23 protein-coding genes are annotated in these 26,733 nt (G+C 42.0%); 2 read left to right on the top strand and 21 right to left on the bottom strand.

What is annotated here, in order from left to right:
* Positions 1–27: 27 nt before the first annotated feature.
* The 17 genes from glyS to NML76_RS09000 all read right to left on the bottom strand — a co-directional run bounded on the left by glyS (position 28) and on the right by NML76_RS09000 (position 21,857).
* Positions 28–2,064: a glycine--tRNA ligase subunit beta gene (gene glyS, locus NML76_RS09080; protein ID WP_254733342.1), complete on the bottom strand. Its 2,037-nt coding sequence runs from the start codon at positions 2,062–2,064 to the stop codon at positions 28–30.
* A 281-nt stretch (positions 2,065–2,345) separates the two neighbouring features.
* Positions 2,346–3,263: a glycine--tRNA ligase subunit alpha gene (glyQ, locus tag NML76_RS09075; RefSeq protein WP_023920271.1), complete on the bottom strand. Its 918-nt coding sequence runs from the start codon at positions 3,261–3,263 to the stop codon at positions 2,346–2,348.
* Positions 3,264–3,774: 511 nt separating this feature from the next.
* Positions 3,775–8,193, bottom strand: coding sequence for a S8 family serine peptidase (locus NML76_RS09070; protein ID WP_254733341.1), 4,419 nt, complete (start codon positions 8,191–8,193; stop codon positions 3,775–3,777).
* Between the two features lie 269 nt (positions 8,194–8,462).
* On the bottom strand, positions 8,463–9,305 hold the full coding sequence (locus NML76_RS09065) for an aldo/keto reductase (protein ID WP_254733340.1): 843 nt from the start codon (positions 9,303–9,305) through the stop codon (positions 8,463–8,465).
* Positions 9,302–9,520, bottom strand: coding sequence for a hypothetical protein (locus tag NML76_RS09060; RefSeq protein ID WP_003018530.1), 219 nt, complete (start codon positions 9,518–9,520; stop codon positions 9,302–9,304). Before NML76_RS09060 ends, NML76_RS09065 begins: the two co-directional genes overlap by 4 nt.
* A gap of 172 nt (positions 9,521–9,692) precedes the next feature.
* Positions 9,693–10,850, bottom strand: a complete 1,158-nt coding sequence (gene nagA, locus NML76_RS09055) for an N-acetylglucosamine-6-phosphate deacetylase (RefSeq protein ID WP_201087892.1) — start codon at positions 10,848–10,850, stop codon at positions 9,693–9,695.
* Positions 10,851–11,003: 153 nt separating this feature from the next.
* Positions 11,004–12,635 carry a Na/Pi cotransporter family protein gene (locus NML76_RS09050; RefSeq protein ID WP_049498095.1) on the bottom strand — a complete coding sequence of 544 codons (1,632 nt, stop codon included), beginning with the start codon at positions 12,633–12,635 and terminating at the stop codon, positions 11,004–11,006.
* 449 nt (positions 12,636–13,084) lie between these two features.
* Positions 13,085–13,435, bottom strand: a complete 351-nt coding sequence (rbfA, locus tag NML76_RS09045) for a 30S ribosome-binding factor RbfA (RefSeq protein ID WP_003003976.1) — start codon at positions 13,433–13,435, stop codon at positions 13,085–13,087.
* A gap of 73 nt (positions 13,436–13,508) precedes the next feature.
* Entirely contained in the window at positions 13,509–16,223 is a 2,715-nt protein-coding gene (gene infB, locus NML76_RS09040; RefSeq protein ID WP_254733338.1) for a translation initiation factor IF-2, read from the bottom strand.
* Positions 16,224–16,239: 16 nt separating this feature from the next.
* Positions 16,240–16,539 carry a YlxQ-related RNA-binding protein gene (locus NML76_RS09035; RefSeq protein WP_023920256.1) on the bottom strand — a complete coding sequence of 100 codons (300 nt, stop codon included), beginning with the start codon at positions 16,537–16,539 and terminating at the stop codon, positions 16,240–16,242.
* Entirely contained in the window at positions 16,532–16,828 is a 297-nt protein-coding gene (locus NML76_RS09030; protein WP_003010401.1) for a YlxR family protein, read from the bottom strand. Before NML76_RS09030 ends, NML76_RS09035 begins: the two co-directional genes overlap by 8 nt.
* A 14-nt stretch (positions 16,829–16,842) precedes the next feature.
* Positions 16,843–17,985 carry a transcription termination factor NusA gene (nusA, locus tag NML76_RS09025; protein ID WP_003010402.1) on the bottom strand — a complete coding sequence of 381 codons (1,143 nt, stop codon included), beginning with the start codon at positions 17,983–17,985 and terminating at the stop codon, positions 16,843–16,845.
* 44 nt (positions 17,986–18,029) lie between these two features.
* Entirely contained in the window at positions 18,030–18,509 is a 480-nt protein-coding gene (gene rimP / locus NML76_RS09020; RefSeq protein WP_254733336.1) for a ribosome maturation factor RimP, read from the bottom strand.
* 97 nt (positions 18,510–18,606) lie between these two features.
* Positions 18,607–19,242 carry a tRNA (guanosine(46)-N7)-methyltransferase TrmB gene (trmB, locus tag NML76_RS09015; RefSeq protein ID WP_024056398.1) on the bottom strand — a complete coding sequence of 212 codons (636 nt, stop codon included), beginning with the start codon at positions 19,240–19,242 and terminating at the stop codon, positions 18,607–18,609.
* Complete coding sequence (gene ccrZ / locus NML76_RS09010) at positions 19,239–20,033, bottom strand: cell cycle regulator CcrZ (RefSeq protein WP_003003852.1); 795 nt, start codon at positions 20,031–20,033, stop codon at positions 19,239–19,241. The genes trmB and ccrZ overlap by 4 nt, the downstream gene beginning before the upstream one ends.
* A gap of 40 nt (positions 20,034–20,073) precedes the next feature.
* The gene (locus tag NML76_RS09005) at positions 20,074–21,129 is read right to left on the bottom strand and encodes an ABC transporter permease (RefSeq protein ID WP_254733334.1); all 1,056 of its coding nucleotides are present in this window, start codon (positions 21,127–21,129) and stop codon (positions 20,074–20,076) included.
* Positions 21,126–21,857, bottom strand: a complete 732-nt coding sequence (locus NML76_RS09000; RefSeq protein WP_254733332.1) for an ABC transporter ATP-binding protein — start codon at positions 21,855–21,857, stop codon at positions 21,126–21,128. Before NML76_RS09000 ends, NML76_RS09005 begins: the two co-directional genes overlap by 4 nt.
* A gap of 67 nt (positions 21,858–21,924) precedes the next feature.
* Here NML76_RS09000 and NML76_RS08995 point away from each other — a divergent pair, with 67 nt between their 5' ends.
* Together NML76_RS08995 and NML76_RS08990 are read left to right on the top strand one after the other, a co-directional pair.
* Complete coding sequence (locus NML76_RS08995; protein ID WP_254733330.1) at positions 21,925–22,338, top strand: HIT family protein; 414 nt, start codon at positions 21,925–21,927, stop codon at positions 22,336–22,338.
* 12 nt (positions 22,339–22,350) lie between these two features.
* Positions 22,351–22,641, top strand: coding sequence for a hypothetical protein (locus NML76_RS08990; RefSeq protein ID WP_003012641.1), 291 nt, complete (start codon positions 22,351–22,353; stop codon positions 22,639–22,641).
* A gap of 21 nt (positions 22,642–22,662) precedes the next feature.
* Here NML76_RS08990 and NML76_RS08985 read toward each other — a convergent pair whose 3' ends face one another.
* From NML76_RS08985 to NML76_RS08970, 4 genes are all read right to left on the bottom strand, one after another.
* A complete protein-coding gene (locus NML76_RS08985; protein WP_254733328.1) occupies positions 22,663–23,856 on the bottom strand; it encodes an LCP family protein in 1,194 nt (397 codons plus the stop codon).
* 11 nt (positions 23,857–23,867) lie between these two features.
* Positions 23,868–24,398 (bottom strand): GNAT family N-acetyltransferase, encoded by a 531-nt coding sequence (locus tag NML76_RS08980; protein ID WP_118228681.1) that lies wholly within the window; start codon positions 24,396–24,398, stop codon positions 23,868–23,870.
* Positions 24,391–24,846 (bottom strand): tRNA (adenosine(37)-N6)-threonylcarbamoyltransferase complex ATPase subunit type 1 TsaE, encoded by a 456-nt coding sequence (tsaE, locus tag NML76_RS08975; RefSeq protein ID WP_129824748.1) that lies wholly within the window; start codon positions 24,844–24,846, stop codon positions 24,391–24,393. The genes NML76_RS08980 and tsaE overlap by 8 nt, the downstream gene beginning before the upstream one ends.
* 380 nt (positions 24,847–25,226) lie before the next feature.
* On the bottom strand, positions 25,227–26,648 hold the full coding sequence (locus NML76_RS08970; protein ID WP_254733327.1) for an NCS2 family permease: 1,422 nt from the start codon (positions 26,646–26,648) through the stop codon (positions 25,227–25,229).
* Positions 26,649–26,733 lie beyond the last annotated feature (85 nt).

Below are 26,733 nucleotides of genomic sequence, written 5' to 3'. Positions count from 1 at the left end.
ACCTACTTTCTACCTGTCATCAGGTACTTATTTTGTGTTCAATTGGTTGAAGGCTGCAACATTATTAGCTTTCGCTACAAGACCTGCAAGAAGGGCCAAACGGTTGTTTTTAACAGCCTCATCTTCTGCCATCACCATGGTATTGTCAAAGAAAGCATCAATGACTGGGCTCAGAGCAAAGAGTTGAGCCAATTTGTCGCTAGCTGAACCGGTCAATTCAAGCTCTTCAATCGCTTTAGCAAGGGCTTTTTCTTGATCATTTTCAAAGAGACTGGCATCGACTGCTACTGAAGCCTCTGCTTTTTCTGCCAAGTTGAAAGCACGTGAGAGGGATTCAACAGCTGCCTTGTAACCATCGGTCTTCGCAGCTTCTGAAAGAGCTTCAGCTGCTTCCAGCATATCAGCCACGACAAAGTTTGAACCAGCAAGAACAGCGTCTTTGATATCTTTTGGTGTGCGTCCCATCATCTTGTCCACACGCGCCTTGATGAAGTTGATGACTTCTACTTGATTGTCATAGGAAAGGCTATCAAATGAAAGTCCGTAAAGGCTGTCAATCAACTCATCCATAGGGATGTGCCAACCAAAGGCATCCAAGATACGAACAATCCCTTGTGTTGCACGACGAAGTGCATAAGGGTCATTGGAACCTGATGGAATCAAGCCAACTGAGAAGAAGGAAAGAAGGGTATCCAATTTATCTGCAAGGGCAAGAATGGCACCAACCTTAGTCTCTGGAAGGGCTCCGTCTGCTGAATCAGGAAGGTAGTGCTCACGGATAGCTCTCGCAACCGCAGCATCTTCACCAGCGAGAAGGGCGTATTTTTCACCCATGATTCCTTGCAATTCATCAAACTCACCGACCATACCCGTCAAGAGGTCAAATTTGTAGATTTCAGCTGCACGAGCGACGGCTGCCGTTTCTTCTGCAGTCAAACCAGCTTGCTCAGCTAGTGACGCTGCAATAACACCCGCACGCGCCATGTGTTCTGAAAGAGAACCAATTTTTTCATGGAAGGTCACGTTCGCCAATTTAGCAACGAGGTCTTCAATCTTCAATTTTTGGTCTTCACGCCAGAAGAATTCACCATCTTCAAGACGTGCCACCAAGACTTTTTCATTTCCTCGGATGACATTTTCCAAGTGCTCAGCGTTCCCATTACGGACGGAGATGAAGTTTGGTTTGAGCTGACCATCAAGGTCACGTACAACAAAGTACCGTTGGTGCGTTTCCATTGAGGTCACCAAAACTTCTTCTGGAACGTCCAAATATTTGGTGTCAAAACTTCCCATAAAGGCAGTTGGGTATTCGACCAAGTTCAAAACTTCATTCAAAAGTCCTTCTTCGATTTGGACCTGAACACCTTGATCTGCCTCGATAGCTTTGATTTGCTCACGAATCATGTTTTCACGTTCTTTGCTATCCGCAATCACGTAAACGGTACGAAGGTCTTCTTCATAAGAATCCGCATTAGTAATTTCTACTTCATGTCCAAGGAAACGGTGTCCACGGCTCACACGACCTGAGTGGATATCCAAGAAATCAAGGTCAAGCGCTTCGTCGCCCAAAAGAACGATCAAGGTGTGAACTGGGCGAATGTATTCAAATGTGTTGTTAGCCCAGTGCATGCTGACAGGGAAGGTCAATGAAGCAAGCACTTCTGGAACGCCAGCCAAGACTTCTTTAGCTGGTTTTCCAGCTTCGTGCTTCGTAACATAAACGTACTCTTCACCTTTGACTTCACGGAATTCGATATCGTCAACCGTCAAGCCTTTTCCACGGACGAATCCTTGAGCCGCTTTTGAGAAGTTTCCATCTGCATCCAAGGCGATTTTCTTAGAAGGTCCTTTAAAATCTTCAGTCAAATCAGATTGTTGATCTGCTAAACCAATCACACGGACAGCCAAACGGCGTGGTGTTGAGAAGGTTTGAATGCTTTCGTATGAAAGTCGGTTGTCATCCAAGAAGGCTGCCATTTTCTCACCGAGTTGTTTTTCACTTGGTGTGACAACGTAGGCTGGCAACTCTTCAAGTCCAAGTTCTACTAATAAGTTTTTTGTCATGTTTTTTCCTTTACAAAATTCTTCTTTTTGATAGGCACCTTAGGTACCAGGGACGTCGCTAACTAACTTTGTGAGGCTGTAGGGAAATCTTCTGTCTTCTTGACATCGATTTCCAACGGTCTCATCAAAGTGGATTTAGCCAACTGATTTTTGAACCTCACGTTTCAAAAATCCCCATATAGCAGTACGGCGGTGCCTATCCCTTTAGCAAGTCTCCGACTTGCCTCTGGGTTCCATATGGGCTCACTTTGTTTGCCCATTTTCCATTCTTGTAACTCTTTTTATTCTTCCTCTTCTGCTAGGAGTTTTGCGCGTGTGGCTTCGTCGAGAAGTGGGTAACCGAGTTTCTTGCGTTCTGCGACGAAGGTTTTGGCTACGACACGGGCCAAGTTACGGATGCGGGCAATGTAGCCGGCACGTTCTGTAACAGAAACAGCACCACGAGCGTCAAGCAAGTTAAAGGTATGCGAACATTTCAAAACGTAGTCATAGGCAGGGTGAACAAGACCCAATTCCAAAGCACGTCCTGCTTCTTTTTCAAATTTTTCGAAATTTTCAAGAAGCATATCTTGGTCAGAAACTTCAAAGCTGTATTTTGAGTGCTCGTATTCTGGTTGAAGGAAGATTTCTCCGTATTTAACACCTGGAGCCCACTCAATATCGTAAACAGAATCTACTTCTTGGATGTAAGAAGCCAAACGTTCCAAACCATAAGTAACCTCAGAAGTTACCGGACCAGTTGTCAAGCCACCAACTTGTTGGAAGTAGGTGAACTGAGTGATTTCCATACCGTCCAACCAAACTTCCCAACCAAGACCAGCTGAACCAGTTGATGGGTTTTCCCAGTTATCTTCAACGAAACGAATATCGTGTTCCAAAGGATTGATCCCCAATTTTTCCAATGATTCAAGGTAGAGCTCTTGGATGTTTGATGGTGATGGTTTCATCACCACTTGGAATTGGTGGTGTTGGTAAAGACGGTTTGGGTTTTCCCCGTAACGTCCATCTGCTGGACGACGTGATGGCTCTACATAAGCCGCATTCCATGGCTCAGGACCAATGGCACGAAGGAAGGTGTAAGGACTCATGGTTCCCGCACCTTTTTCATTATCATAAGCCTGCATCAGCATACAACCCTGGTCATTCCAGTATTGTTGCAAAGTCAAAATAATTTCTTGAAAGGTTAATTTCTTAGACATTAAATACTCCTTGATTTAAATGATTTCTTGCGACACGAGTCTGCCCCGTCGATTACACGAAGCAAGACGAGTTAGTACTGCGTCTAGCTCAGGCACCCTAGTGCTGAGCGTGTGGCAGTCCGACTGTAAGGAGATCTCTGCCACTGACGCAGTGGAAAGTCAATTTTTTAGACATGTTTTACTCCTTATTCATAAAGTTTCTTGTGACTTAGGACACAAAAAGAACCGTGTCTCTGCTCCTAAGTCTATGACCTAGGGGCGTCAGAAACGCGGTTCCACCCTAATTTATTACTTCATTTTATTTTACTTTACTCAGCTTTTTACTGAGAGAAAGCGCCACTTGCTTACTTTGCTCTACTTGGCTCTCACTATCCCAAGCTCGCTAGAAAAACGCCGTAAGCCCTTCTTTCTTGACTAGTATTATAACAGATTTTTAGTGACTTGTAAATTAAAATCCGCATGAAACAATCGTTTCATACGGATTTTAGGCTAACAAACAAGGTTGTTTTTCTTATGGACGTCTCGCAGCTTTTGGTTTTTTACCATGAAGTTTTTTCTTGGCATTCTTCAAGGCTGTCAAAGCATCTTTCACATCTTGTTGGCTTGCTCCTGGATTTGAAAGGATAGTTTGCGCATCCTTGAAGGCTGCTAGGTAAGCTTCTTTTTCTTCATTTCCAGCATAGATGAATTTAGCATTCTTTTCTTGGAACTTCAATTCTTCCTTGATGTATTTTTCAAGGCTTGAAAAATCAGTTGCTTTCCCGTTTAATTTTCCTTCCGCACGGCTAAGCTCAGCAAGTGCTTGATTGATTTGTTCTTGTTTCACAGTTGGATCAACTGCAAGCAAGGCAACTGTTTGGAAAGCACGATCGTAGTCGCGACGTACTTTTTCTTTGGCATTAGCATAACGACCCGTTTTAGTCGTAGCATCATAAGCTTGCATGGCTTCTTTCAAAGCCGCAACGTTTGAATCTTTCCCATCCAAAGCTTGGCTAGCAGCTTCAAGACTAGCTAGAGCTTGGTTGACTTGCTCTTGACTGACCTTGTTGGTCAAGGCTGCTTGGGCAGCTTGCAAGGCTTGATCATAGGCTTCCTTCTTATCCACACTGGCATTGAAGTATTGCGCTGTCTTTGTAACATCTGCTTGGTTGTTCAAAGCAGCTAAGAGATCCACTTTTGAGATCACTCCAATACGATAATTGTTGTTACGCCCTGCGACAACTGAGATCACTGGTGCTTCCTCAGCTAGTTCATAGCCTGTAGGAAGAGTTGCAACCAAGGTATATTGACCAGTCGCTACAGATTTACCAAAGCCATTTTTACCATATTTTTCAGCAGGCAAGACAAAGTTTTCACCATCTGCCCCTTTTAATACGATCGTAGCTGCTTTTGAAACCGGTTGATCAAAGCTGATGCTAACTGGTGCATATTCTAAAGTATTGGCAAGAAAAGCGATCGTTTGGAAACTATTATCTTCTGTCAAATCAAATTCTTGCGTCAAGCTGCTGACAAATTTCACTTCTGTACGATCATAAGTAAAGATTTCTGCAGTGTAATGACCAAAGTTCAAGAAGTTAATATCTTTTGTCTTGTCAACTGATACATATTGACCATTGCTATCTTTGATTCGGTAAACATACATAGTATCCAAAGCTTTGTTCGTTTTAGCGTCACGAACTGCGATTTGAATCCGACCACTATTTTGATCCCGAACTAAATCAGCTAGTGAAACATAATCTACGTTCCCCGCAAAGTCTTCTACATAGTAGTAGATATTCTTCTTATCGATGTTTTCAGGAAGATCGAAGCTACCATCTGTATTCGCTTTAATGACATGGTAATTTTCAAGGGCACGTGTCCCATTCTTATCATCACTAGTTTGGACCATCGTTCCTTGTTCATCAAATGGTGTGACATAAACTAGTTTTTCTGTCAAAATACCGCCTTCACCAACATCTTTGGCTTTACGTGCAACAAACTGTTGTGCTCCGTCTTTAAAGCGAATATAGCCAGATGTAATCACTGGTTTTTGAGTATCAACCCGAACCTTGAAGGTCGTTGATTGCTCCTCAGCTCCAGGAACCATTGGGGTATAATGGATGACATAATCATATAGACCATCTGCTACTGCATTCCCATTCGCATCAATACCATTCCAAGCAGTATTATCTAATGTGTAGCTGCGTGGATTCTTTTGGTCACCGTTGAAGAAGTTCTTACGATGGTCAGATGGAGTTCCTTCCCACAATGGATTTTTATGTTCCGTATCACTTGCTGCATAAACAGTTGCACGAAGGTTTTCAATGTTTCTAAGGGCAACTGTCTTGTATTCGACGAAATCTTTATTTCCATCTTCATTTGGTGAAATGGCAATGCGAACATTTCCGTTTTCATCTAGTTGAAGGGTGTGAGTTCCTTCTGCATTTTCGTCAATACCAAGGACTGTAATCCGACGACCGTCTCGTTTTCCTTGAGTGAGAAGGAAGTCATTTTGCTGGGTGACGAGTGCAGAAACATTCGCACTAGAAGAGATATTCAAATCTTTTGGAATATGGTAGTAGAATCCATCTTTTCCTTCACGAACCAAATCATAGACTGGCTTTTCAACAGCGGGAAGATTTTGGAATTCTCCCTTGAATCCCATAAATGGCAAGCTGACCACATCTCCATCATCAGCCGGATCAACAAAGCGAACAAATCCTTCAAGGAAATAGCCGTTTGGCATTTCTTTGCTCAATTCTTCTGTGAATTTACTTGTATCGACTTTCACCGTAACCGTTTCAGAGCTATGAGCTTTCACAGTTACTTCAGGCCAAGCTGTTTCAGTCAATTTACGTGGACGGAGGGTAAATTTACCATCCTTCACTTCATCTGTGTCAGTATTCACCAACATTTTCAAGGTACGATCGGTATCTGAAATATTGTGAACCGTAACATCAAAGGTAAAGCTATCTCCAACATTACCAAGAGTGACGCTTGGATAGTTGTTTTCACCGGTCACATACAAGTCTGTTGAAACGGCAGCTGCTGTGTCAACAACCCCTGCTCCCTGTTGACGAGGAGAAGTATAAGCACCCGTTTCTTTATTAACGTGTGGTTTAGCCGTAGACATGATCAAGGCTTTCACTGTTTCAGAAACTTGTTCTGGAGTTAATTCTGGATGGTTCTTCACAAGGTATTCTTTAACCAAGGCTGCAACACCTGCTACGTGAGGTGAGGCCATACTAGTACCACTCATATCCCCATAGGTATTGTCATTTAAAGAAGAGAAGATGTTCCCACCAGGTGCAGTGACATCTGGTTTCAACTGACCATCTGTTGTTACACCCCAGCTTGAGAAATCAGACAATTGGTCTGCTTCTGGAGATGGACGGTTGGCCATAGTATTGTTAAAGACAATTTTGTAGGAACCTGCCTTAAGAGCTTCCCCATAGCGTTTTGAAATAAAGACAGATGGAATTTTCTTAGCATCCCCATCAATTGACATTCCAAGGTTTGATCCTTCCACATTATTGTAGACCAAAGCCCCTACTGCACCATGATGGAGGGCATTAGCAATTTTTTCTGTGAATGGAATTTCTCCACGTTGAATAAGCGCTAATTTACCAGTAAGATCTAGATCTTTGAAATCATCTTCTTTCCCAAGACCAACAGATACATACTCATATTCTTTGCCTTTTTCAAAATCAGCATCTGCAGCAGATTTACTGTAATCAAATTTTCCGTTATCCGCTTCTGCATTGCCTTCCAAACCTTTGACTTCAAAAACTTCTGTTGTAATGATGTTGTTATTGATAGAAGCAACAGAGATAGAGTCCTCTACCGTTGATGGATTTCCAACCAAACCGTAATCTGGATTTTCTGCAGCTGGTCTTGAATAACCATTCCCAAAAGTATTGCTATTTCCTGCAGAAATTAAGACAGATACGCCTTTAGCGCGCGCTCGTTTAATGGCATCTACAATATCTGAATCCGCATTGACCGTAGAACCAGTCGTAGAGCCAAGACTCATGTTGATAGTATCTGCACCAAGAGCTACAGCATCATCAATTGCTTTTACATAAAGAGCAGATCCTGTTGTTTTTTGACGATCTGAAAAGACACGCATAAACATAACTTGCGCTTCTGGTGCTACACCATAGATCTTTTCACCGTTTCCTGCTTCTTTATCAGGATTCCCTGTTGCAATCCCTGTAACGTGCATCCCGTGAGAATCTCTTTCGGCCTCTTTGATATTGTCGGTACCATCAAAGTAGTCATAAGCGTAGACAACCTTGTCGTTGTACCATTTACCATAATCAATTCCTGCCGCTTTCTTAGCAGCTTCGATTTCTCCTTGGTTTTTAAACTTAGCTTTTGAAGGATCGGTAATCCGAAGAACCTCGTGGTTCACATCCAAGCCAGAGTCGATAACGGCGACAACCATCCCTTCCCCTTTATAACCTTGCTTCCAGGTTTGGGGAACAGTAATAATTTCGTCACTTTCGATGCTTTGAGGTTTTTCAGCTGCCTCATGGCGATTCGTTGTTTCTGAACTTGTCGCAGTAGCCACTGCTGTTGCTTTTTCTACAGGTTTTTCCGCTACTTCCGGTTTTGTTTCTGGAACAGTAGCTGCCTCTTTCGGAGCTTCTGTTTTTTCAACAAGAGCTGCTTCTGTTGCATTCGTTGTCTTTGCAGCAACTGTTGCTTCTTTTGCAACTTCTACTTTCTCACTAGCAACTGCTGTACTTGCTTCTGTTGCTTGTGAATGCTCTTCTTCAGCAGGTGCCTGTTGAGTAGTGGCTACAAGCTGTGTTCCAGCACTCGTTTGGCTGGCCGCTTGTTCTTCTGCACTCGCTTGTGCAGATCCAAATACCAAAACAGCCCCTAATAAAACTGAGGCTACACCAAATTTGTATTTTCTTAATGAAAAACGTTCTTGTCTATTCATAGAAACTCCCCTTTTATTTTAATAGTAACTATTATAACGCAAAATTATCTGAAAATTCATTCAAAAAACAAATTGTAACACAAATGTAACATTTACGAATATTACTAGCTATTAATTTATTTTCGTTCGGAAAATTGTAAATTAGAATGGGAAAGTATTATAGAACATCTGTTTTTGTTGTTGTTTTAAAATTATTTAATCATTGAAAGGATTTTAAAAACCGAGAACGAAACTGTCCTCGGTTTTTATTAATGAATAGAAATTCCCTTTTAAAAATCTTTGGTGTCCGGATCTGGTGCACCTGCTTCAACCGGAAGATGGCGAAGGAGTTCCACATCATCTGCTGTCAATTCAAAATCAAAGCAATTTAAATTACTCGCAATCCGCTCAGGTGTAACCGATTTGGGCAATGGAAGGAAACCTTCTTGCAAACTCCAAGCCAAGGCTAGTTGAGCGACGGTCTTTCCATATTTAGTAGCCATTTCTTTTACTTGTTCATTTTGGAACAATTCTCCTTGGCCAAAAGGTCCCCAAGCCTCTAGTAAAATGCCATGCTTGCGACTTGCTGCAATGGCTTCACTTTGGTAAACCCCAGGTGCTAGACGAATTTGGTTCACAGCCGGAATGACCCGAGCTGTTCCAAGGAGGGCTTCCAAATGATGAGGCAGAAAATTGCTAATACCAATAGCCCGAACCTTGCCAGCAGCTAGCATATCTTCCATTGCTCGCCAAACCTCAGCATTTCGTTGTTTCCAAGCATCATTTTCTCGAAGTGATTTTGGATTTGGCCAATGAATCAAATAAAGATCCACATAGTCCAAGCCTAGTTTCTCAAGAGACTCTTCCAAAGCAGCTTGAGCGTCTTCATAGGTGTGATGAGTATTCCAAAGTTTGGTGGTAATAAACAGGTCTTCGCGCGCAAGACCACTGTCTTTAATGGCCCGACCCACACTCTCTTCATTCTGATAAATCGCAGCTGTATCGATATGGCGATAACCTGCTTTTAAAGCAGCTAAGACAGCTTGATAGGCTTCTTCTCCATCCGCTGCTTTCCACGTCCCAAATCCCAATACAGGAATCTCCACCCCATTATTTAAACGATAATGATTCATTTTTTCTTTCCTTTCTTCGATTTCGGTTTCTTAGGCCCTCGAAGCTTAAGCTCTGGCTTAAAAATATTCTTCTTGGTTGGCTCCATCTTCTTGCTATAAAAACTATAGAGTAAAAATGCCCCACCAACGATCACAATAAAGATATTTTTTCTTACAATCCCATAGAGCAAGAAAAAAATTCCCATCAATAAAAAACGTATATCAATTGCCTTCATAAGCTACCTCACATTTCAATTCCCATTATAGCATGAAAAGACAGCATTCACAAAATTGCACTACCATCGGTAAACAAAAAGCCCCTCAAGACTGTTTAACCCCATGAATACGTCACAAAAACCTCTCTAGGTATGACCTAGAGAGGAAGTATTCTATCTTCGTTTCTTGAATCTAGTTAGTCGCCTGGTAACGTTTGACCCCATCGAGATAGGTCGCAACCAGATCCAAATTTTGATCAAGCACGATGAAGTCAGCATCATACCCTTCGCGAATTTGACCACAAACATCATCAATATGGACTGATTTTGCCGGATTGAGGCTGGCCATCATCACTGCTTCGTGAGGGTTAGCAATCCCCCACTCTACAACATTTTTTAATCCATCTTTCAATTTCAAGATTGAGCCAGCTAGATTACCAGTTGATTTCAAGCGAGCCGTCCCTTCAGCGACCACAACCGGGAATTCCCCAAGCATGTAGTCCCCGTCTTCTAAGCCCCCAGCTGTCATACAGTCAGTAATCAAGGCAACATTTTCTTTTCCTTTTTGTTTCATCAGGATATCACACGCTAGCGGATCCACGTGATGGCCATCACAGATCAACTCTGCTGTTGTATGAGGCAACTCATACATAGCACCAACCATACCGAGTTCACGGTGCGTCAAACCACGCATACCATTGTAGGCATGCACCCAGACACTCGCACCTGCATCTACCGCTTTTTTAGCTTCTTCAAAAGTTGCATTGGAGTGTCCCAAAGCAACAGTCACCCCTTCTCCTGTAATGGTCCGAACAAAGTCTTCTACACCTTCACGCTCAGGAGCAAGGGCAATCTTATTCAACAGACCATTGGCAGCTTTTTGCCAAGCCCGGAATTCTTCCATACTTGGATCCTTCATATAAGATGGGTTTTGAGCTCCCTTGTATTTTTCTGTAAAATAAGGTCCTTCAAAATAAATCCCGCGAATCTTGGCTCCTGTTGCTTCTTTGTATCGTGCACCGATATTTTCCGTTACTGCCAAAAGTTGTTCGTAAGAGGAAGTCAAGGTCGTAGGCAAAAAACTCGTAACCCCTGTACTCAAGAGACCTTCACTCATGGTATGGAGAGTGCCTTCGATATTGTTATCCATCACATCTACCCCACCAAATCCGTGAATATGGGTATCTACGAGGCCAGGCGCAATGCTGTAACCAGAATAATCCAGCACATCCGCACCTTCTGACAAGCTTTCCACATGTTTTCCAAACTTGCCATCAACGAGTTCCAAATAGCCTCCGCGGCGAACCCCATGTGGGTAATAAAATTGATCTGCTTTAATATATGTAGACATAAAATCGTCCTTTCCATTGTAGGAACTGTGTTCCATTTATATTCATACATATTATAACGCTTTCACTTCCATTTGTAAATGGTCTAGACCTATTTTTGAATAGAATCCAACAAAAAACAGAGTAAGCTTCCTACTTACTCTGTTTGACGTTCCTTAAATTTGCTCGATTTGTACTTTTTCAGCTAGATTCATGGCATGGTCTGCAACACGTGTATAGTGAGAAATGATATCAATAAAGTTCACTCCGGCTTGTGGCGTACATTCACCTTGGTTCAAACGACGAATATGAGTTTTCCGAAGTCTTTTCTCCAATTTTTCAATTGCCTCGTGACGTGCTACCAATTGGTTTGCAAGACTCACATCATTGTGCTCGATAGCTTTCAAAGCATCCTCTACAAATTGATGGGTTTGGTTGTAAATATCTTCCAATTCAGCCAAGGCCGCTTCTGAAAAGACCACTTTCTTACGAATTAAATAATCGGTCAGATTGATCAAGGCTTCCGCGTGATCTCCAATCCGCTCCAAATCCCGTGAAGAATCCAAGATATTGGTGAGAACTTCACTTTCTCTCGGACTCAAGGCTTCACTTGACAAACGAATCAGGTAGCGAGTCAAATCATCATCGATGGTATTGATGGCTTCTTCTGTCTTATGACCCTTTTCAGCTGTTTTCTCATTTTGATGAACAATATAATCATAAGAGAGGCTAAAGGCTTTATCTGCATATCCACCTAAATGAAGCAACTCTTTTTTCGCATTTCCAAGAGCAATCGAAGGCGCTTGGGTGATCAAGTTTTCATCCAAGTAGAGCGGTTCATATTTGACAACCTCATCCTCACCAGGAATCAGCTTGGTCACAAAGTATGCCAAAGCTCCAATGAATGGGAACTGGATGATGGTATTGGTTATATTAAAGGTTCCGTGAGCAAAGGCTATGGTCATTTCTGGGGATAAATGAAGAGTCGTTTCAAACCATTGAATCAAAGAGGTAAACGGAACAAGGAAGACAAGACAGATAATGGTTCCGATAACATTAAAGGCTACATGGGCACCTGCCACACGTTTGGCCGCAATATTAGCTCCCAAGGAAGCAATGATAGCTGTAATGGTCGTTCCGATATTATCACCAAAGAGAACTGGGAGGGCTCCTTTCAGGTCAATCAAATGACTAGCATAGAGATTTTGCAAGATACCAATGGTTGCAGAAGAGGCCTGAATCAAAAGTGTTAAGCCTGATCCAACAAAGACACCCAAGATAGGACTTTTACTTAACTGCACCATATAGTCACGAAAGACTTGCAAATCTTTAAGAGGTTCCATAGCCCCACTCATCAAGTTGAGGGCAAAGAAGATACCACCGACACCAAAAACGATTCGTCCAACATTATTAACCAAACGATTTTTGGTAAAGAAGAGACAAACCGCTCCGATAAAGAGCATGGGAAGAGCGTAGTCTCCTAATTTAAAACCAATGATAAAGGAGGTAATAGTCGTTCCAATATTGGCCCCCATAACAATACCAATAGCTTGACGGAGGGTTAGAAGTCCTGCACTCACCAGACCGACCGTAATCACTGTAACCCCTGAACTCGACTGAATCAAGGCAGTCATCCCAATCCCTACTAGAACCCCTAGAAAGGGATTGCTGGTATATTTATCAATATAGTAGCGAAGACGGTCCCCTGCGGCTTGTTGCAGTCCTTCTCCCATGGTTTTAATACTATAGAGAAAGAGACCCAACCCTCCCAAAAAGTTAAACACAATTTCCTGCCAGTTAATGGACATGATCATTCCTCCAAATATGAGATCATAAATAAAACTCCTCTCCTATTGTAAAGGATAATTTCCAATCACACAAGAGATTTCTGTAAATTTCTATTATTTTTTGAAACCGTTTTTTTCTTTCTGTTTTATTTTCCTCATTTTAAGAGTCAAAAAAAGAAGTTGGAAATTTCCAACTCGAGACTGTAGACAAACTATTCTTTTTTATAAATCTAATAAATTCTATAAAAAGAAATGTTACTCGTTAGAGTGATTCAATCATCTACTGAAACTTTTCGTCGTGAGAAAAGTACCTGAAACTTAATAGTTTCAGGTACTCGGAATTATTGAGACCTTAGGCTCAATAATTAGTCTTGGAACTTCGTAGAAGTTCGCTGACGTCCGTACTCACCTAAGGAAAGTTTCTGAGAAGACTTTGTCTTTCAATCTGGGCGTGGAAATTTCCAACCTCTCTAGTCTTTGTTCAAATTGCGCAACATCTCATCGATCTTATTCCCGTATTCGATGGATTCGTCTTTCACAAAAGTAAGATCTGGAATCTTGTACAATTTCAGATTCCGACCTAATTCACGCTTGATGGTTCCTGTTGCTTTTTCAAGGCCTGTCTGAGCCTTTTGATTGTCTGAAGCCAAATCACTCATAATTGAATAATACACTTTGGCCATAGACAAATCACCTAGCATTTGAACATCCGTAATGGTGACACCTTGAACACGCGGGTCACGGACTTTCTTTTGTAAAATCTCATTGACTTCACGCTTGATTTCCATCCCTACTCGGTCTGTCCGAAAATGACTTGCCATAGGAACTCCTTTCTACTCTGTGTTTAAAAACTAGGAAATCTGAGGAGAGTCCTCTTTTTTCCTAGTCAGCATCTTATTTTTTAATTTCTTCCATGATGTAGGCTTCGATGGTATCATCTGTCTTGATATCATTGTAGCCTTCAATCATCAATCCACCTTCACGACCATTTGTGATCTCTTTGACATCATCTTTGAAGTGTTTCAAGCTTGCAAGAGCTCCGTCATAGATCACGACACCGTCACGAATGACACGGACTTTGGAATCACGTGTAACCTTACCACTAAGGACCATAAATCCACCAATGGTACCCACTTTAGAGACCTTAAAGGTTTCACGAATAACTGCTTCCCCGATGACTTTCTCTTCGAACTCAGGATCCAACATACCTTTCATGGCATCTTCCATTTCTTCAATCACTTTGTAGATGATTGAGTGAAGACGGATTTCTACCTCATCAGCTTCAGCTTGTTGACGTGCTTGTGGAGTAGGACGGACGTTAAATCCGATGATGAAGGCATTTGAAGCTTCTGCAAGGGTCACGTCTGATTCGTTGATGGCACCAACTGCTGAGTGAACGATGGTCACTTTCACACCTTCCACTTCAATCTTTTGAAGGGAAGCAGCAAGAGCTTCAACCGAACCTTGTACATCGGCCTTGATGATGACATTAACGGATTTCACTTCTCCAGCCTTCAAGGTATCAAAGAGATTTTCAAGGCTGACGCGGTTGGTTGCTTGACGTTGTTTCATCAGAGCACGTTTGGCACGTTCTTCACCAGCTGCACGCGCTGATTTTTCATCTTCATAAACCGCGAAGTGGTCACCTGCCATTGGCGCTTCGTTCAAACCAGTGATAGAAACCGGAGTAGATGGTCCTGCAACCTTCACACGACGTCCAAGGTCATTGGTCATGGCACGGACACGTCCAAAGGTATTTCCGACAACGATTGGGTCTTGGACATTCAAGGTACCTTGTTGAACAAGGAGGGTTGCGACCGCACCTTTTCCTTTATCCAAGCGCGCTTCGATAACAGTACCGATGGCACGAACAGTTGGATCTGCTTTAAGTTCTTGGATTTCAGCCACAAGAAGGACCGTTTCCAAGAGTTCATCGATATTTTGGTTGAACTTAGCTGAGATTTCTACAAACTCAGAATCACCACCCCAAGCTGTTGACATAACTCCATGCTCTGCCAATTCACCGATGACACGCTCTGGATTAGCTCCTGGTTTATCAATCTTGTTAATAGCCACAATGATTGGAACATTAGCCGCTTTTGAGTGGTTGATGGCTTCGATAGTCTGTGGCATCACCCCGTCATCTGCCGCTACGACCAAGATGGTAATATCGGTAACAGATGCACCACGCGCCCGCATAGAAGTAAAGGCCGCGTGTCCAGGTGTATCCAAGAAGGTAATCTTCTTGCCATTTTCCACGATTTGATAAGCCCCGATGTGCTGAGTGATTCCTCCCGCTTCACCTGTTGCTACACGTGAATTACGAAGGGTATCCAAAAGGGTAGTTTTACCGTGGTCAACGTGTCCCATGATGGTGACAACTGGTGGACGCTCTACCAACTCATCTGGATTCAAATAACCATCTTCAACGAAGAAGCGTTCGATATCGGCATTGTCCACTTCAACCTTTTTCTTGGCTTCAATTCCATAATCCACCATCAAGAGTTCAATCGTATCTCCATCCAGCGATTGATTTTGAGTCGCCATGACTCCCATCATAAAGAGTTTCTTGACGATTTCAGCCGGTTCACGCTTGATGCGTTTTGCGATTTCGGCAACCGTCATTCCATCCGTATACTCAAATTCACTTGGTAATTCATGGAATTTACGCTCTGTTACTGGTTTTGGAGCATCATTACGGTTGTTCTTTCCTTTTTTATTTTTCTTATTGTTATTCCAGTTACTATTTCTCTGATTTCTCACTTGATTTTGACTATTTCGATTCCTTTGTTGTTTTCTTGGACCATCTTCTTCACGATCAAAATCATCGCGTTTCTTATCTGGTCGCGCTTGTTTCTTCCGACGTGTATCGACTTGAGCTGGAGCAGCAGCAACAGCTGGTTTTGTATGGTTCTCAACAGCTGGCTCCTGTACAGGTGCTTTCACTTCTGGTGCTTCTACCCGTTTCCGGCGCTGTTGACGTTCTTGTTCTGCTTTTGCAGCTTGTTGTTTGTAGCGATCTTCACTTCCACGTGCGTACTCAGCATTTTGTTCAGCCTTCAGTGCTGCTGCACGCGCTTTGAAATCAACTTTTGGTGCTACTTGGGGTTGTGCACTACGTCTTTGATCTGGTCGGTTATTGCGACGCTCAGAACCTTGATTTCGTTGTTCATTTCGCTCTTGTGGTCGTTGATTTCGGTTGTCACCATGACGCTGATTGTCTTTGCGATCACGTTTTGGACGATTATCTTGTTGTTTCCTACGTTCAGCCTGCTCTTTTGCACGCGCTTCTCGTTCCGCTTTAAAGTTACGACTCTTTGGTTTAGCAGCTGGCGTTACTGATTTGGTCTCAGTTGCTCCTTCTTTTTTGATGGGCGCTGCTTCTTTTTTCTCTGCGACAGCCGTTGTCTTGGCAGCCACTTCTGCTACTTTCTTTTCGACTGTTTCTTTTTTCGCTGAAAAGCTCTTGATCAACTTTTCAGCAACATCAGTATCGACACTAGATGCATGACTCTTGACGTCAAAACCTAATTCTTTCGCACGAGTGACGACTTCCTTACTTTCCTTGCCCAATTCTTTGGCAATTTCGTATAATCTTTTCTTAGACAATTGCTGTCCTCCTCTTCTATTCCATAAGAGACCTCATTTTCTTTGAAAATCCAGCATCTACAACAGCGACGACCTTACGGGCACGTCCAATTGCAGTGCTTAATTCTAGTGTTGAAAACACGGTAGATACTTGAACCTCATAATAGTGACCCTTATCTGTCACCTTTTTTGTCAGGTTACTAGCTGCATCATTTGCCAGAAAAACTAATTGTGCTTTTTCTTCCTGGATGGCTTTGATCACGAGTTCTTCTCCAGAAATGAGTTTTCCTGCTCTTTGCGCCAAGCCCAACAAATTACTTATCTTTTGCTTATTCAAGGCCTAACTCTCTTCTCTTCACCTTATGATCTACATAAGCGATCAATTCATCATAGAAAGCTTCTTCCACTTCCATATTAAAGCTACGATTAAAAACTTTCTTTTTCTTAGCAAGTGCCGCTTCTTCATTGTCTAGCTTGATGTAAGCACCTCGACCATTGGCTTTGCCAGTTGGATCGATAAAGACTTGTCCTTCTTTATTTTTGACAATGCGGAGCAAATCGCGCTTATCAATAATTTCATTTGAAACGACAGATTTTCTTAAAGGGATTTTTCTTGTTTTTACCATTTTCCCTCCCTCTCTTAATCGACTTGCTCTTCGCCACTTTCTACTTGGTCTTCAAAAGTTTCTTGAGCTGCTTCCATTTCTTCGAACTCACTAGCAGATTTGATATCGATGCGGTAACCAGTCAAATGAGCTGCCAAACGAACGTTTTGACCACGACGACCGATGGCAAGAGATAGTTTATTATCTGGAACCACAACGAGAGCATGTTTGCTATCTTCATCATCAAAAATAACTTGGTCCACTTCTGCAGGAGCGATCGCATTGTAGATGAATTCAGCTGGATCTGGAACCCATTCAATGACATCGATGTTTTCTTCTGTCGGAACCATACGGTCTAATTTTTGATCGTATCGAGCTGGGTGGAACTTGCTGGTAATCTTTTTAATATTCGATCCACCACGACCAACGATCGTCCCAATCGCATCTACGTTTGGATTATGGCTACGAACCGCAACTTTTGTACGATCTCCAGCTTCACGCGCTACACTCATAATCTCAACAGTTCCATCATAGACTTCAGGAATTTCCTGTTCCATCAAACGTTTGATCATTTCAGGATGGCTTCGACTAACAAAGACATTGACACCACGTGGATTATCTTCTACCTTGTAAACAAAAACTTCGATCCGGTCATGGGATTGGAAGACTTCTCCTGGAATTTGGTCTTGCTTAGACAATTGAGCTTCGATCGAACCAAGATTGACATAGATAAAACGATTGTCAAAGCGCTCCACTGTTCCACTCATGATTTCATTTTCATGTTCTTTATAAGTGTTATAGGTGATGGTGCGCGTTTGCTTACGCATTTTTTCCATGATGGTTTGTTTGGCAGATTGAGCTGCTACACGACCAAATTCAGCTGGTGCTTCTTCAAACTTGATCTTATCCCCCAACTCATAAGCAGAGCTAATGGCCAAGGCATCCTTCAAGCTGATTTCTAAACGGCTATCAAAGACTTCATCCACCACTTCACGAACTGTATAAACACGGAAATCTCCAGTTTTTTCATTGAATTCAATCGCTGCACTTTCTGATTGTCCATAACGACGGCGATAAGCTGAACGCAATGATTCTGTGACGGCTTCGATGATATCTTCTTTTTTGATCCCTTTGTCTTCTTCCAAAATGCGGAAGGCTTCTAGCATTTCTTTACTCATGTTTTTCTTGCCTTTACTATTAAGGCATCCTTTCTTTCATTCTGTTACAATTTTACAGCCAACCTTGCTTTGGACACAAGGTTATAAGGAATTTCTACAGTTTTCTTTCGTGTTTTATCCATATACTCAATGGTCAAAACATCCTCTTCAAAACCTACCAAGTTCCCCTCAAAGACCTTTTGCTTTTCAACAGCCTTATACAAGCTGATATTGACATACTTGCCAACAGCTCCCCCGAGTGCTTCCTTGGTTTTCAAAGGTCTCTCCAAGCCAGGACTGGTAACTTCTAAAAAGTACTGTTCTGGAAATGGGTCTGGTTTGATTTGATCCAATAGCGGGCTAATGATTTCTGTCAAATCCGCTGTATCATTCAGTGTGATCCCTTCTGGTTTGTCTACGAAAATGCTTAAGACGTAGTCACCACCCATTTTGCCATATTCAACATCGACCAATTCAAATGGTTCCTTTATAGCTGGCTGAATCACTTCTGTTACTAAGTCAACAATCGTTGCGATGGTTGCCACCTCCTCATAGATAAGAGGCGAAGATATTTCCCCGCCTCTCCTTTTCTATTCATTTAAGGTATTATAACACGATTCCCCAATGATTGCAAGGAATATGCTAAAACTGTGCTTCTACACGGTAAATGACCTGTCCTTTACTTGAGAACTTTTTCTCATATTCCGTCATGACATTCCCCTCAAAATCACTAGCATGAAGGTCCAACCAGACTCCCTTCAAAGTCATTCCGTATTGAGAAAAGCTCACCAAACTGTATTCAAACAGACCTCGATTATCTGTTTTAAAGTGAATCTCCCCATGTTCTGGAAGAATTTGCTTGAAGGTATCCAAGAAAGTCTTGTAAGTCAAGCGACGCTTCTCATGACGTTTCTTAGGCCAAGGATCTGAAAAATTCAGATAGAGTTGATCAATTTCCCCATCTTCAAAATAGTTGGTCAAGCTATCTCCGTCTACCCAAAGCAATTTAATGTTAGGAACATCAGCTTCTAAGACCTTATCTAAAGCATAACTCAAGACCGATTTTTGAATATCAATTCCGATGTAGTTGATCTCTGGATTGGCCTTGGCCATCCCAGTAATAAAGGCCCCTTTCCCGCTACCCACTTCGATATGAATAGGATGGTCATTCCCGAAAATTTCATGCCACTTTCCCTTGGCATCTTCTGGATTTAGGACCACATATTGCGGGTTCGCTTCTAATAATTCAGTCGCTCCCTTGCGATTTCTAACTCTCATATTTCCTTTCCATATTTCAACCGGAAATTGCGCAGAGCATAGATCTCGCGATTGACATTTTCTAAATCATTATTTTCATAGTATTTAGCAATTTGGCACAAGAAAGAGTATTGACCAAACCAATAGAGTTTATCAAATACTTTTTGATTGTACTTGTAGCCATAATAGCCTAACCAATCGCGCCAATTAGAATCTGGGATATAGTGACTCAAGATATGCGCCACATCCAACATCCGGTCTGTCAAACGAACAGAGTCCCAATCGACTAGATAAATCAAGCCGCTCTCTGTTTCAATCCAGTTACTATGACGAACATCCCCGTGGACGATCGTCGCATAATCCTCCCGAAAGGCAGGCACTGTCTTACGTAAATTCTTTACGACTGATTGGATATAGTGGTTCTGACGTAGGGCAATTGGCAACCGATTGCTCCAAGAATTGAGCAATTCTAATGGAGATTCCACAGGATAGCCAAGTTTTTTCAATTGGGTCATCAAAGGTCTAGAACGGTGCAATCTCGTTAAAATATTGACGACTTGTTTTTTCGACATCCCATTTGGCGTGAGAATTTCCCCATTCAACCATTCTTGGGCACTCATCACATTTCCATCTGGCAATCGTCGACTCCATAATAATTGAGGAGCAATCTGTTCTTTTGCTAGACCCGCAAGGATTGGGGTCGTATTCATTTTTACAAAAACGCGCCCACCATCTGGGTAGGTCCCCATGTAGGCCTTCCCACTCTTCCCAGGAATTGGGGTGAGGCTTAGCTCTTTTTCATTCGAGTCCATCTTTTCCTCCGTAAAAAGTTTCCAATCTATTTTACTAATTTTAACGACTTTCGTCAACCAAGCGCGCCATCTTAAATGGAAGATAGAGTAGGATTAAAGCAACTGTGTAAGCCAGTAAGCCTAACAACAGGACTTTATCTGAAATAAAGACCAGACCAATCCCCCCTTCTATCACCGTTATCATCCCCATGACCAGCTGAATCGTTTTGTTCAACCCTGCCTTTTTACTGCCCTTTTTCATCGGGAAAAGGAGGGTCAAGGGTTGGTAATCAAAAGCACTGTAAAGCCCCAGTAATTGAAAAATAACCAAGTAATTGAGCAAGGCTACAAGGGCAATCACTACGAGAGGCTGGGGAATAAAGATGATAGCGAGAATGGAAAGAGCCAAGAGTCGGAGAGTCATAGAGAAAAGATCTCCATTCCGTAGGAAAGAGCGCATATATAAGTGAAGCCACGTATTGCCATGTATTTTAGGAAGAAGCCCTAAGAAACCATCCAAGTATGCTCTTCTTTTAACACTGTTAGTAATACCTTTCACCGTTGTAAACAAGGCAAAGAAACGAAGAATCAATTGTTTCCTTGCATTCTCACGAGCAATGGCCAAGTTCCAATTCAAATTTCCATCCTGGTAGAAGCGCGCTTCCTTCCAGCTAAAAACAGCCCCTTTAGCCACTCCTAAGACAAGGATATAAGCTACAATAGCAAGTTTATCCAGCCCCGTTGCCAGAAGAAGAGGCACAAATAATAGAAGGACAAAACTTTGAATCAAAAACCAAAACACAAAAGACTTCTTGGCCTGCCCTTTGATATAACGTTTCACTTCCTCTTCCTTTACCAAAAGGAATAAAGCATCGGGCTTCTCTAAGTAGGTCGCAATAGAGCCTATCGGAACCAAGAGGAGCAAACCAATCATGAGACTCCAACGGATCAGGCTTGTATCTTTGGGTAGATCTTGCAAGAATTGACTGTATTGAACCGCCAAAAATCCTATAAAAATCAACATAAAGAGGACGAAATGATCATTGAGAACATAGCGGCTATATTTTACACATTGAGTTCGAAACGTTTGTTGCCGTTTTTTCATCAACTCTTTCATGCTGTTTCCTCTTCTGTCAAGGTCATGTAGATATCATTTAGACTTGCTTTCTCATCCCCAAAAGTTGAACGCAGCTCGTCCAAGGTCCCTTTTGCTCGGATCTGACCCTTATGGAGGATCACAAAACCATCACACATCTTTTCAGCCGAATCCAGAACGTGAGTACTCATCAAAATCGATTTTCCTTTTGCTTTCTCATCTGCCAATAACTGAATCAAATCTGCAATCGCAACAGGATCCAATCCCAAAAAGGGTTCATCGACAATATAAAGACTTGGATCCACTGCATAGGCGCAAATAATCATGACCTTTTGCTTCATCCCTTTTGAAAACTGGGTCGGGAACCAATCTAATTTTTCAGCCAAACGAAATCGTTCCAACAAAGGCTGGACGCGCACCAGGACCTGATCCATGTCTAAATCATAGGCCATAGCTACGGTCTCGATATGCTCTCTCAAGGTTAATTCTTCATATAGGCTAGGAGTTTCTGGAATATAGCCGATTTTTTTACGATAGTCTGTTGGAGCTTCTGGAAGACTCAAGCCGTCAATCCGTACTTCCCCAGCATAAGGATGCAAAAGACCAATAATTTCATTAATTGTGGTTGACTTCCCAGCTCCATTTAGTCCAATCAAACCAATCAGTTGGCCATCCGGAACTGAAAAACTCACCTCTTTCAGGACAGGGATGTTGACATAGCCCCCTGTCAACTTGTTGATTTCTAACATATTTTCTCCGATTTCTGGTATAATGTTCTTATATTATAACAAAATTTAGTCTAAATGAGGTGTATTTATGGTTGACGATTGTATTTTTTGTAAGATTATAGCTGGCGACATTCCTTCCTCCAAAGTCTATGAGGACGAGGAAGTCCTCGCATTTTTGGACATCTCTCAGGTTACACCAGGTCATACGTTAGTGGTTCCAAAAAAACACACCCGCAATCTATTAGAGATGGACGAAACCGCTACAGCTCAACTGTTTGCACGTGTCTCTAAAGTTGCAAAAAAAGTAGAAGCTGCTACCCAAGCTAAGGGAATGAATATCATCAGCAACATGGAAGAAGTTTCTGGACAAACCGTATTTCACACACATGTCCACATTATCCCTCGCTATTCCGATCAAGATGAGCTTGCCATTTCATTTACTGAACACGAGCCTAATTTTGAACAACTAGCAGTTCTCGCAGAAACCATCAAAAACAGTTAAAAAGGAGGCCATATGAAACTCAAAAATCTCTTTTGGTTTGCAACAGGAGCTAGCATTAGCTACCACCTAGTAAAAAACCGCAAAGAAATTAAAACAGAGGTGACTGAATCCAGCCAATTGGTCAAGGGAATTCAAGATAACCTAGCAAAAATCCAACGCAATCTGGATATTATCCAAGACCAAAAGACCAATCTTCAAGAATTGGTAACGGATTTCCAATACAAGACCAAACTATTTAGTCAACAAGCAACAGCCTCTCTAAAAGAAATTCAAGACATCTGGCAACCAAGTAAAAACGATTGAGAAAACTCAATCGTTTTTTTCTTATTCTGAAGGTACCGTAGGTGTCACACTGCTCGACTCTGTAGCTGCAGGAGCAACTGGTGTCACTGGTGCAACAGAACTTTGAGGCGTCACCACTCCCGTATCCTGGGTTGATGGTACAACTGGTAATTGATTAAAATCTTGGTAAACAGGCGCTTCCCCAGATGCTGGAGCTGGATTTTCAGTTTGAGAAGAAGAAGACTTCAAATCTTCATCCCCATCCAGTAGATAAGCATTGGTTTTCAATGTTTTAATTTCTTTCAGACCCAAAGCTTTGCGGATGATATTTTGAATTTTCAAGAGATGTTTTGAAGTAACGATCTGATAACTTCCGCCATCTGCTAAGGTAGCATCTTCTCCTTTCAGCTGGTACTGATGAATCGTTGAAAGGGCATCTTTATATCCTAACAATTGAAGAAGACTGTTGCTATCAAGTGAAATGTTGGTTTGCATATTGTCACTAACAGACTCAATGATTCCTTTGTAGTGACTCAAACTATTGAGGCTTAAAACTTTCTCAACAATCTTTTTGATCACTTCACGTTGGCGTTTTTGACGTCCGTAGTCTCCTTCTGGGTCTTGGTAGCGCATGCGTGAATAAACGAGAGCTTGGTCCCCATTAATCTCCTGACGTCCTGGTGCGATCTTAGCCGTATATTCTGGCTCATTTTCCTCGATCGAGATATCGAAGTCAAATGGATTGTTAACCGTGATACCACCAACCTTATCCACTAATTGAACCAATCCCTTCATATTGATCATGACATAGCGGTCAATATGGATATTCAAAAGATCTTGAATGGTCTTAATGGCTAACTTGGCACCACCTTGAGCATAAGCCGAATTCAATTTTGCTTGGACCGTTTCGCCATCTGAAGTAATATTGGTTAGAATATCTCTTTCCAAGCTCGTCATGGTTGTTTCTTTTGTTTGAGGATTGACAGTCACCAAAATCATGGTATCACTATTTCCGGCCCAAGGATCTTCCCGAGAACCGCTACCTGTATCAACCCCCATCAAAAGGATGGTCATCGGCTTGTTTTCTGCAATGACATTGGTCTCATTTCCAAAGCCTTTATAGGTCTTACTGAGGGTCCCTGTCGTTTGATTGAGGATAGTGAGGCCATAGGCCCCGATCCCAATCACTGTTACCGTCAATAAGCTCAAAAACATCAAAATAATTTTTTTAACCATGTATACTCTCTCTAATCTATCAGTTTCCCCATAAGGTAAACATCTAAGAATTCTCCTTCAGCTGAACAAGCTCCACGAGCTTGACAACCTTCGATCTCAAAACCTAACTTTTTATACAGGTGAACTGCTCGTTCATTGCGCACTTGGACATTCAAGACTAGTTTGCGAAGAACACCGGTCGAGTGCGCCCACTCAATTCCTTCTTCCAACAAGATCTGTCCAAGTCCTTGATTCCAATAAGCTTTTTGAACCACAATAAAGACGTCACCAATATGCCGAATGGACCGTTGAAAAGCTGCAGTGATATTTAACAAAGCTGCCAGTTCCTGATCTAGAAATAGCAAGAGGCAAATCCGATTTTCCGCCATTTCTTGCACCATCAGAAATTGCTCCATGTCTGCTGGAGACATGCCAATTCCAGCTTCATCTAGCGTCATGTAATCTGACTCTTTCCCAACTTGATTTAAGAAATCAACGACAAGAGCCGCGTCTGCACTGTCAGCTTGCCGAATTTCTACTGTCACTTCCTTTTCCTTAGTCATCCGTTTTTTCCACCTGCTCAAAGGATGTCAGTAAAGCTTCTGCACGCGCTCCATGAGCTTCAAAAGCTAACTCTCGCCCATCTTCTAATTTTCGGATAAAAATTTTAAGATAAGCATCCGAGAGACTCGGCTCAATCAGCTCTCCCCATTCAATAATGGTCGCACCATTTCCAAATAGAAAATCATCTAAATCAATAGAATCTGGATCATTCCCAATCCGGTAAACATCCAAATGGTATAAAGGCAAGCGACCTTCGTATTCACGAACAATGGTATAGGTCGGGCTTTTAATCATCTGATCAATCCCTAACCCCTTTGCAATTCCTTTGGTAAAGGTCGTTTTTCCTGCCCCTAGATCACCTGATAAGATAATCACGTCTTGCTTTTCTAAGAGTTTTCCTAACTGTTTTCCTAGAGCGATCAGCTCCGTTTCATTGTGACTAATCATTTCTCTATTATACCAAACTTTTTAAAAATCTGCTCTTTCTTTTAGAAATTGTTCGACTCCGGTTTGATTTTTAGATAGATAGACAAACTATTTTAAAGTAATATAAGTTAAGTGATTCTGCAAAAAAATAAATTTGAGTTCCAATTTTTAAATCGATTTAAGAAAATACTGAAACTTTCCGCTGTGAGAAAAGTGCCTGAAACAATAACGTTTCAGGCACTCGGAATTATTGAGACCTTAGGCTCAATAATTAGTCATGGAACTTCAAAGAAGTTCGCTGACGTCCGTACTCACCTAAGGAATGTTTTTAGTATAACTTTGTCTTCAATCTGAAAGGAATGGAAGACAACTCCCATTCCTTTTTGGCACTTTCTTGATGCTTAATTCAAGGCCATGCTAACGTAGTTTAAAATAAAGAGAACATCTAGGATCCAAATCATGCTGTGCACTTCTTTGGCTTCTCCTTTAACCACTTTCACCAAGCTATAGGTGATAAATCCAGCAGCGATCCCTTGAGTAATTGAGTAGCTGAAGCCCATAAAGATAGAAGTGAAGAAGGCAGGAACGGCTTCTGACATATCTTCCCAATGGATATTTTTCAAACCACTCAACATCATGATCCCAACAACAATCAAAATTGGGGCTGTGGCAGCGGTCGGTACAATCGCCAACAAAGGACTAAAGAGACTTGAAATAGCAAAACAGATCGCTACAACCAAGGCTGTCAGACCAGTTCGTCCACCAGCTCCAATACCGGCTGCAGATTCAACATAAGTCGTTACGTTCGAAGTTCCTGCAATAGCTCCGACTGAAGTCGCTACGAGGTCTGAATAGAGGGCTTTATCTAATTTCGCTGATTGATGGTTTTCCCCATTTGTCGCAACAATCCCAACTTTTTCACCCGTACCGATTAAAGTTCCAATTGTATCAAAAATATCAGTCAAGGAGAAGGCTAAAATTGCCATTAAGGTCTCAGGCAAACGAGACGTATTGGAAATCAAAGAACCCAATCCTTTTGATCCCAAAGCTTGACCAAAGATCGTGCCTAAATCATTAAAGGCAGCTCCTAGATGGTTACTTGCAAAGTCAATTTTAGTGATATCAACCACATGGATGAGAATTCCAAGCACAGTCGTTGCTAAGATAGAAAGGATAATCCCTCCCTTAATCCCTTTGACAACAAAGAAAATAGTAATCGCAAGACCAACAAGAGCCAAGAGGACAGCCGGATTGTTAAAATCAACCAATCCAGGAACAGCAGATGCATTGGCTGAGATCGTTGCATTCGCCTTATCTGCTCCTTCCCCGACCACTGTATAGGAATGAGGGTCAATCGTGAATTTCAAAAATCCTGCATTCTTAATCCCAACATAGGCCAAGAAAATCCCGATCCCCGCTGAAATAGCAGACCGAAGAGCAGTCGGAATCGATTCGATGATCATCTTCCGAACATTTGTCAATGTGATAATTAATGAAATCACACCACAAATGAAGACCATTCCTAAAGCCTCTTGCCATGAGTAGCCCATACCAAATACAACGGTAAAGGTAAAGAAAGCGTTCAAGCCCATCCCTGGTGCTTGTGCATAAGGCAAATTGGCATAAAAAGCCATCATCAAGGTCCCGACAACGGATCCAATAATCGTTGCAAGGAAGACTCCTTGAGCTGGCATACCTGTTTGTGACAACATTTGAGGGTTTACGAAGAGGATATAACTCATCGCAAAAAAGGTTGTCAAACCAGCAAGGACCTCTGTTCGAACAGTGGTTCCATGTTCTGAAAGTTTAAAAAACTTATCCATTTCAGAATAAACTCCTTTTTCATCATTCTCGCTCCCAATCAATTTGCGAACGTTATTTCTATTTTACCAAAAGATCTTTCGCCTT

Origin of the sequence: Streptococcus sp. CF8_Ac1-9 (genome assembly GCF_024295565.1) — a bacterium.
GTDB classification, from domain to species: Bacteria; Bacillota; Bacilli; order Lactobacillales; family Streptococcaceae; genus Streptococcus; species Streptococcus parasanguinis_X.
The sequence above is the reverse complement of the archived record's forward strand: the minus strand, read 5'-3'. Positions and strand labels throughout refer to the sequence as shown.

What these genes read in the sequence shown, in the direction of transcription:
- nagA (WP_201087892.1), bottom strand. Translation starts at nt 10,850, where the DNA reads ATGTCTACATATATTAAAGCAGATCAATTTTATTACCCACATGGGGTT.
- NML76_RS09065 (WP_254733340.1), bottom strand. Translation starts at nt 9,305, where the DNA reads ATGAATCATTATCGTTTAAATAATGGGGTGGAGATTCCTGTATTGGGA.
- NML76_RS09005 (WP_254733334.1), bottom strand. Translation starts at nt 21,129, where the DNA reads ATGAAAGAGTTGATGAAAAAACGGCAACAAACGTTTCGAACTCAATGT.
- glyQ (WP_023920271.1), bottom strand. Translation starts at nt 3,263, where the DNA reads ATGTCTAAGAAATTAACCTTTCAAGAAATTATTTTGACTTTGCAACAA.
- rbfA (WP_003003976.1), bottom strand. Translation starts at nt 13,435, where the DNA reads ATGGCAAGTCATTTTCGGACAGACCGAGTAGGGATGGAAATCAAGCGT.
- NML76_RS08995 (WP_254733330.1), top strand. Translation starts at nt 21,925, where the DNA reads ATGGTTGACGATTGTATTTTTTGTAAGATTATAGCTGGCGACATTCCT.
- glyS (WP_254733342.1), bottom strand. Translation starts at nt 2,064, where the DNA reads ATGACAAAAAACTTATTAGTAGAACTTGGACTTGAAGAGTTGCCAGCC.
- NML76_RS09060 (WP_003018530.1), bottom strand. Translation starts at nt 9,520, where the DNA reads ATGAAGGCAATTGATATACGTTTTTTATTGATGGGAATTTTTTTCTTG.
- NML76_RS08980 (WP_118228681.1), bottom strand. Translation starts at nt 24,398, where the DNA reads ATGACTAAGGAAAAGGAAGTGACAGTAGAAATTCGGCAAGCTGACAGT.
- tsaE (WP_129824748.1), bottom strand. Translation starts at nt 24,846, where the DNA reads ATGATTAGTCACAATGAAACGGAGCTGATCGCTCTAGGAAAACAGTTA.
- NML76_RS09070 (WP_254733341.1), bottom strand. Translation starts at nt 8,193, where the DNA reads ATGAATAGACAAGAACGTTTTTCATTAAGAAAATACAAATTTGGTGTA.
- ccrZ (WP_003003852.1), bottom strand. Translation starts at nt 20,033, where the DNA reads ATGGACTCGAATGAAAAAGAGCTAAGCCTCACCCCAATTCCTGGGAAG.
- NML76_RS09050 (WP_049498095.1), bottom strand. Translation starts at nt 12,635, where the DNA reads ATGTCCATTAACTGGCAGGAAATTGTGTTTAACTTTTTGGGAGGGTTG.
- NML76_RS08990 (WP_003012641.1), top strand. Translation starts at nt 22,351, where the DNA reads ATGAAACTCAAAAATCTCTTTTGGTTTGCAACAGGAGCTAGCATTAGC.
- NML76_RS08970 (WP_254733327.1), bottom strand. Translation starts at nt 26,648, where the DNA reads ATGGATAAGTTTTTTAAACTTTCAGAACATGGAACCACTGTTCGAACA.
- NML76_RS09030 (WP_003010401.1), bottom strand. Translation starts at nt 16,828, where the DNA reads ATGGTAAAAACAAGAAAAATCCCTTTAAGAAAATCTGTCGTTTCAAAT.
- NML76_RS09000 (WP_254733332.1), bottom strand. Translation starts at nt 21,857, where the DNA reads ATGTTAGAAATCAACAAGTTGACAGGGGGCTATGTCAACATCCCTGTC.
- NML76_RS08985 (WP_254733328.1), bottom strand. Translation starts at nt 23,856, where the DNA reads ATGGTTAAAAAAATTATTTTGATGTTTTTGAGCTTATTGACGGTAACA.
- nusA (WP_003010402.1), bottom strand. Translation starts at nt 17,985, where the DNA reads ATGAGTAAAGAAATGCTAGAAGCCTTCCGCATTTTGGAAGAAGACAAA.
- trmB (WP_024056398.1), bottom strand. Translation starts at nt 19,242, where the DNA reads ATGAGAGTTAGAAATCGCAAGGGAGCGACTGAATTATTAGAAGCGAAC.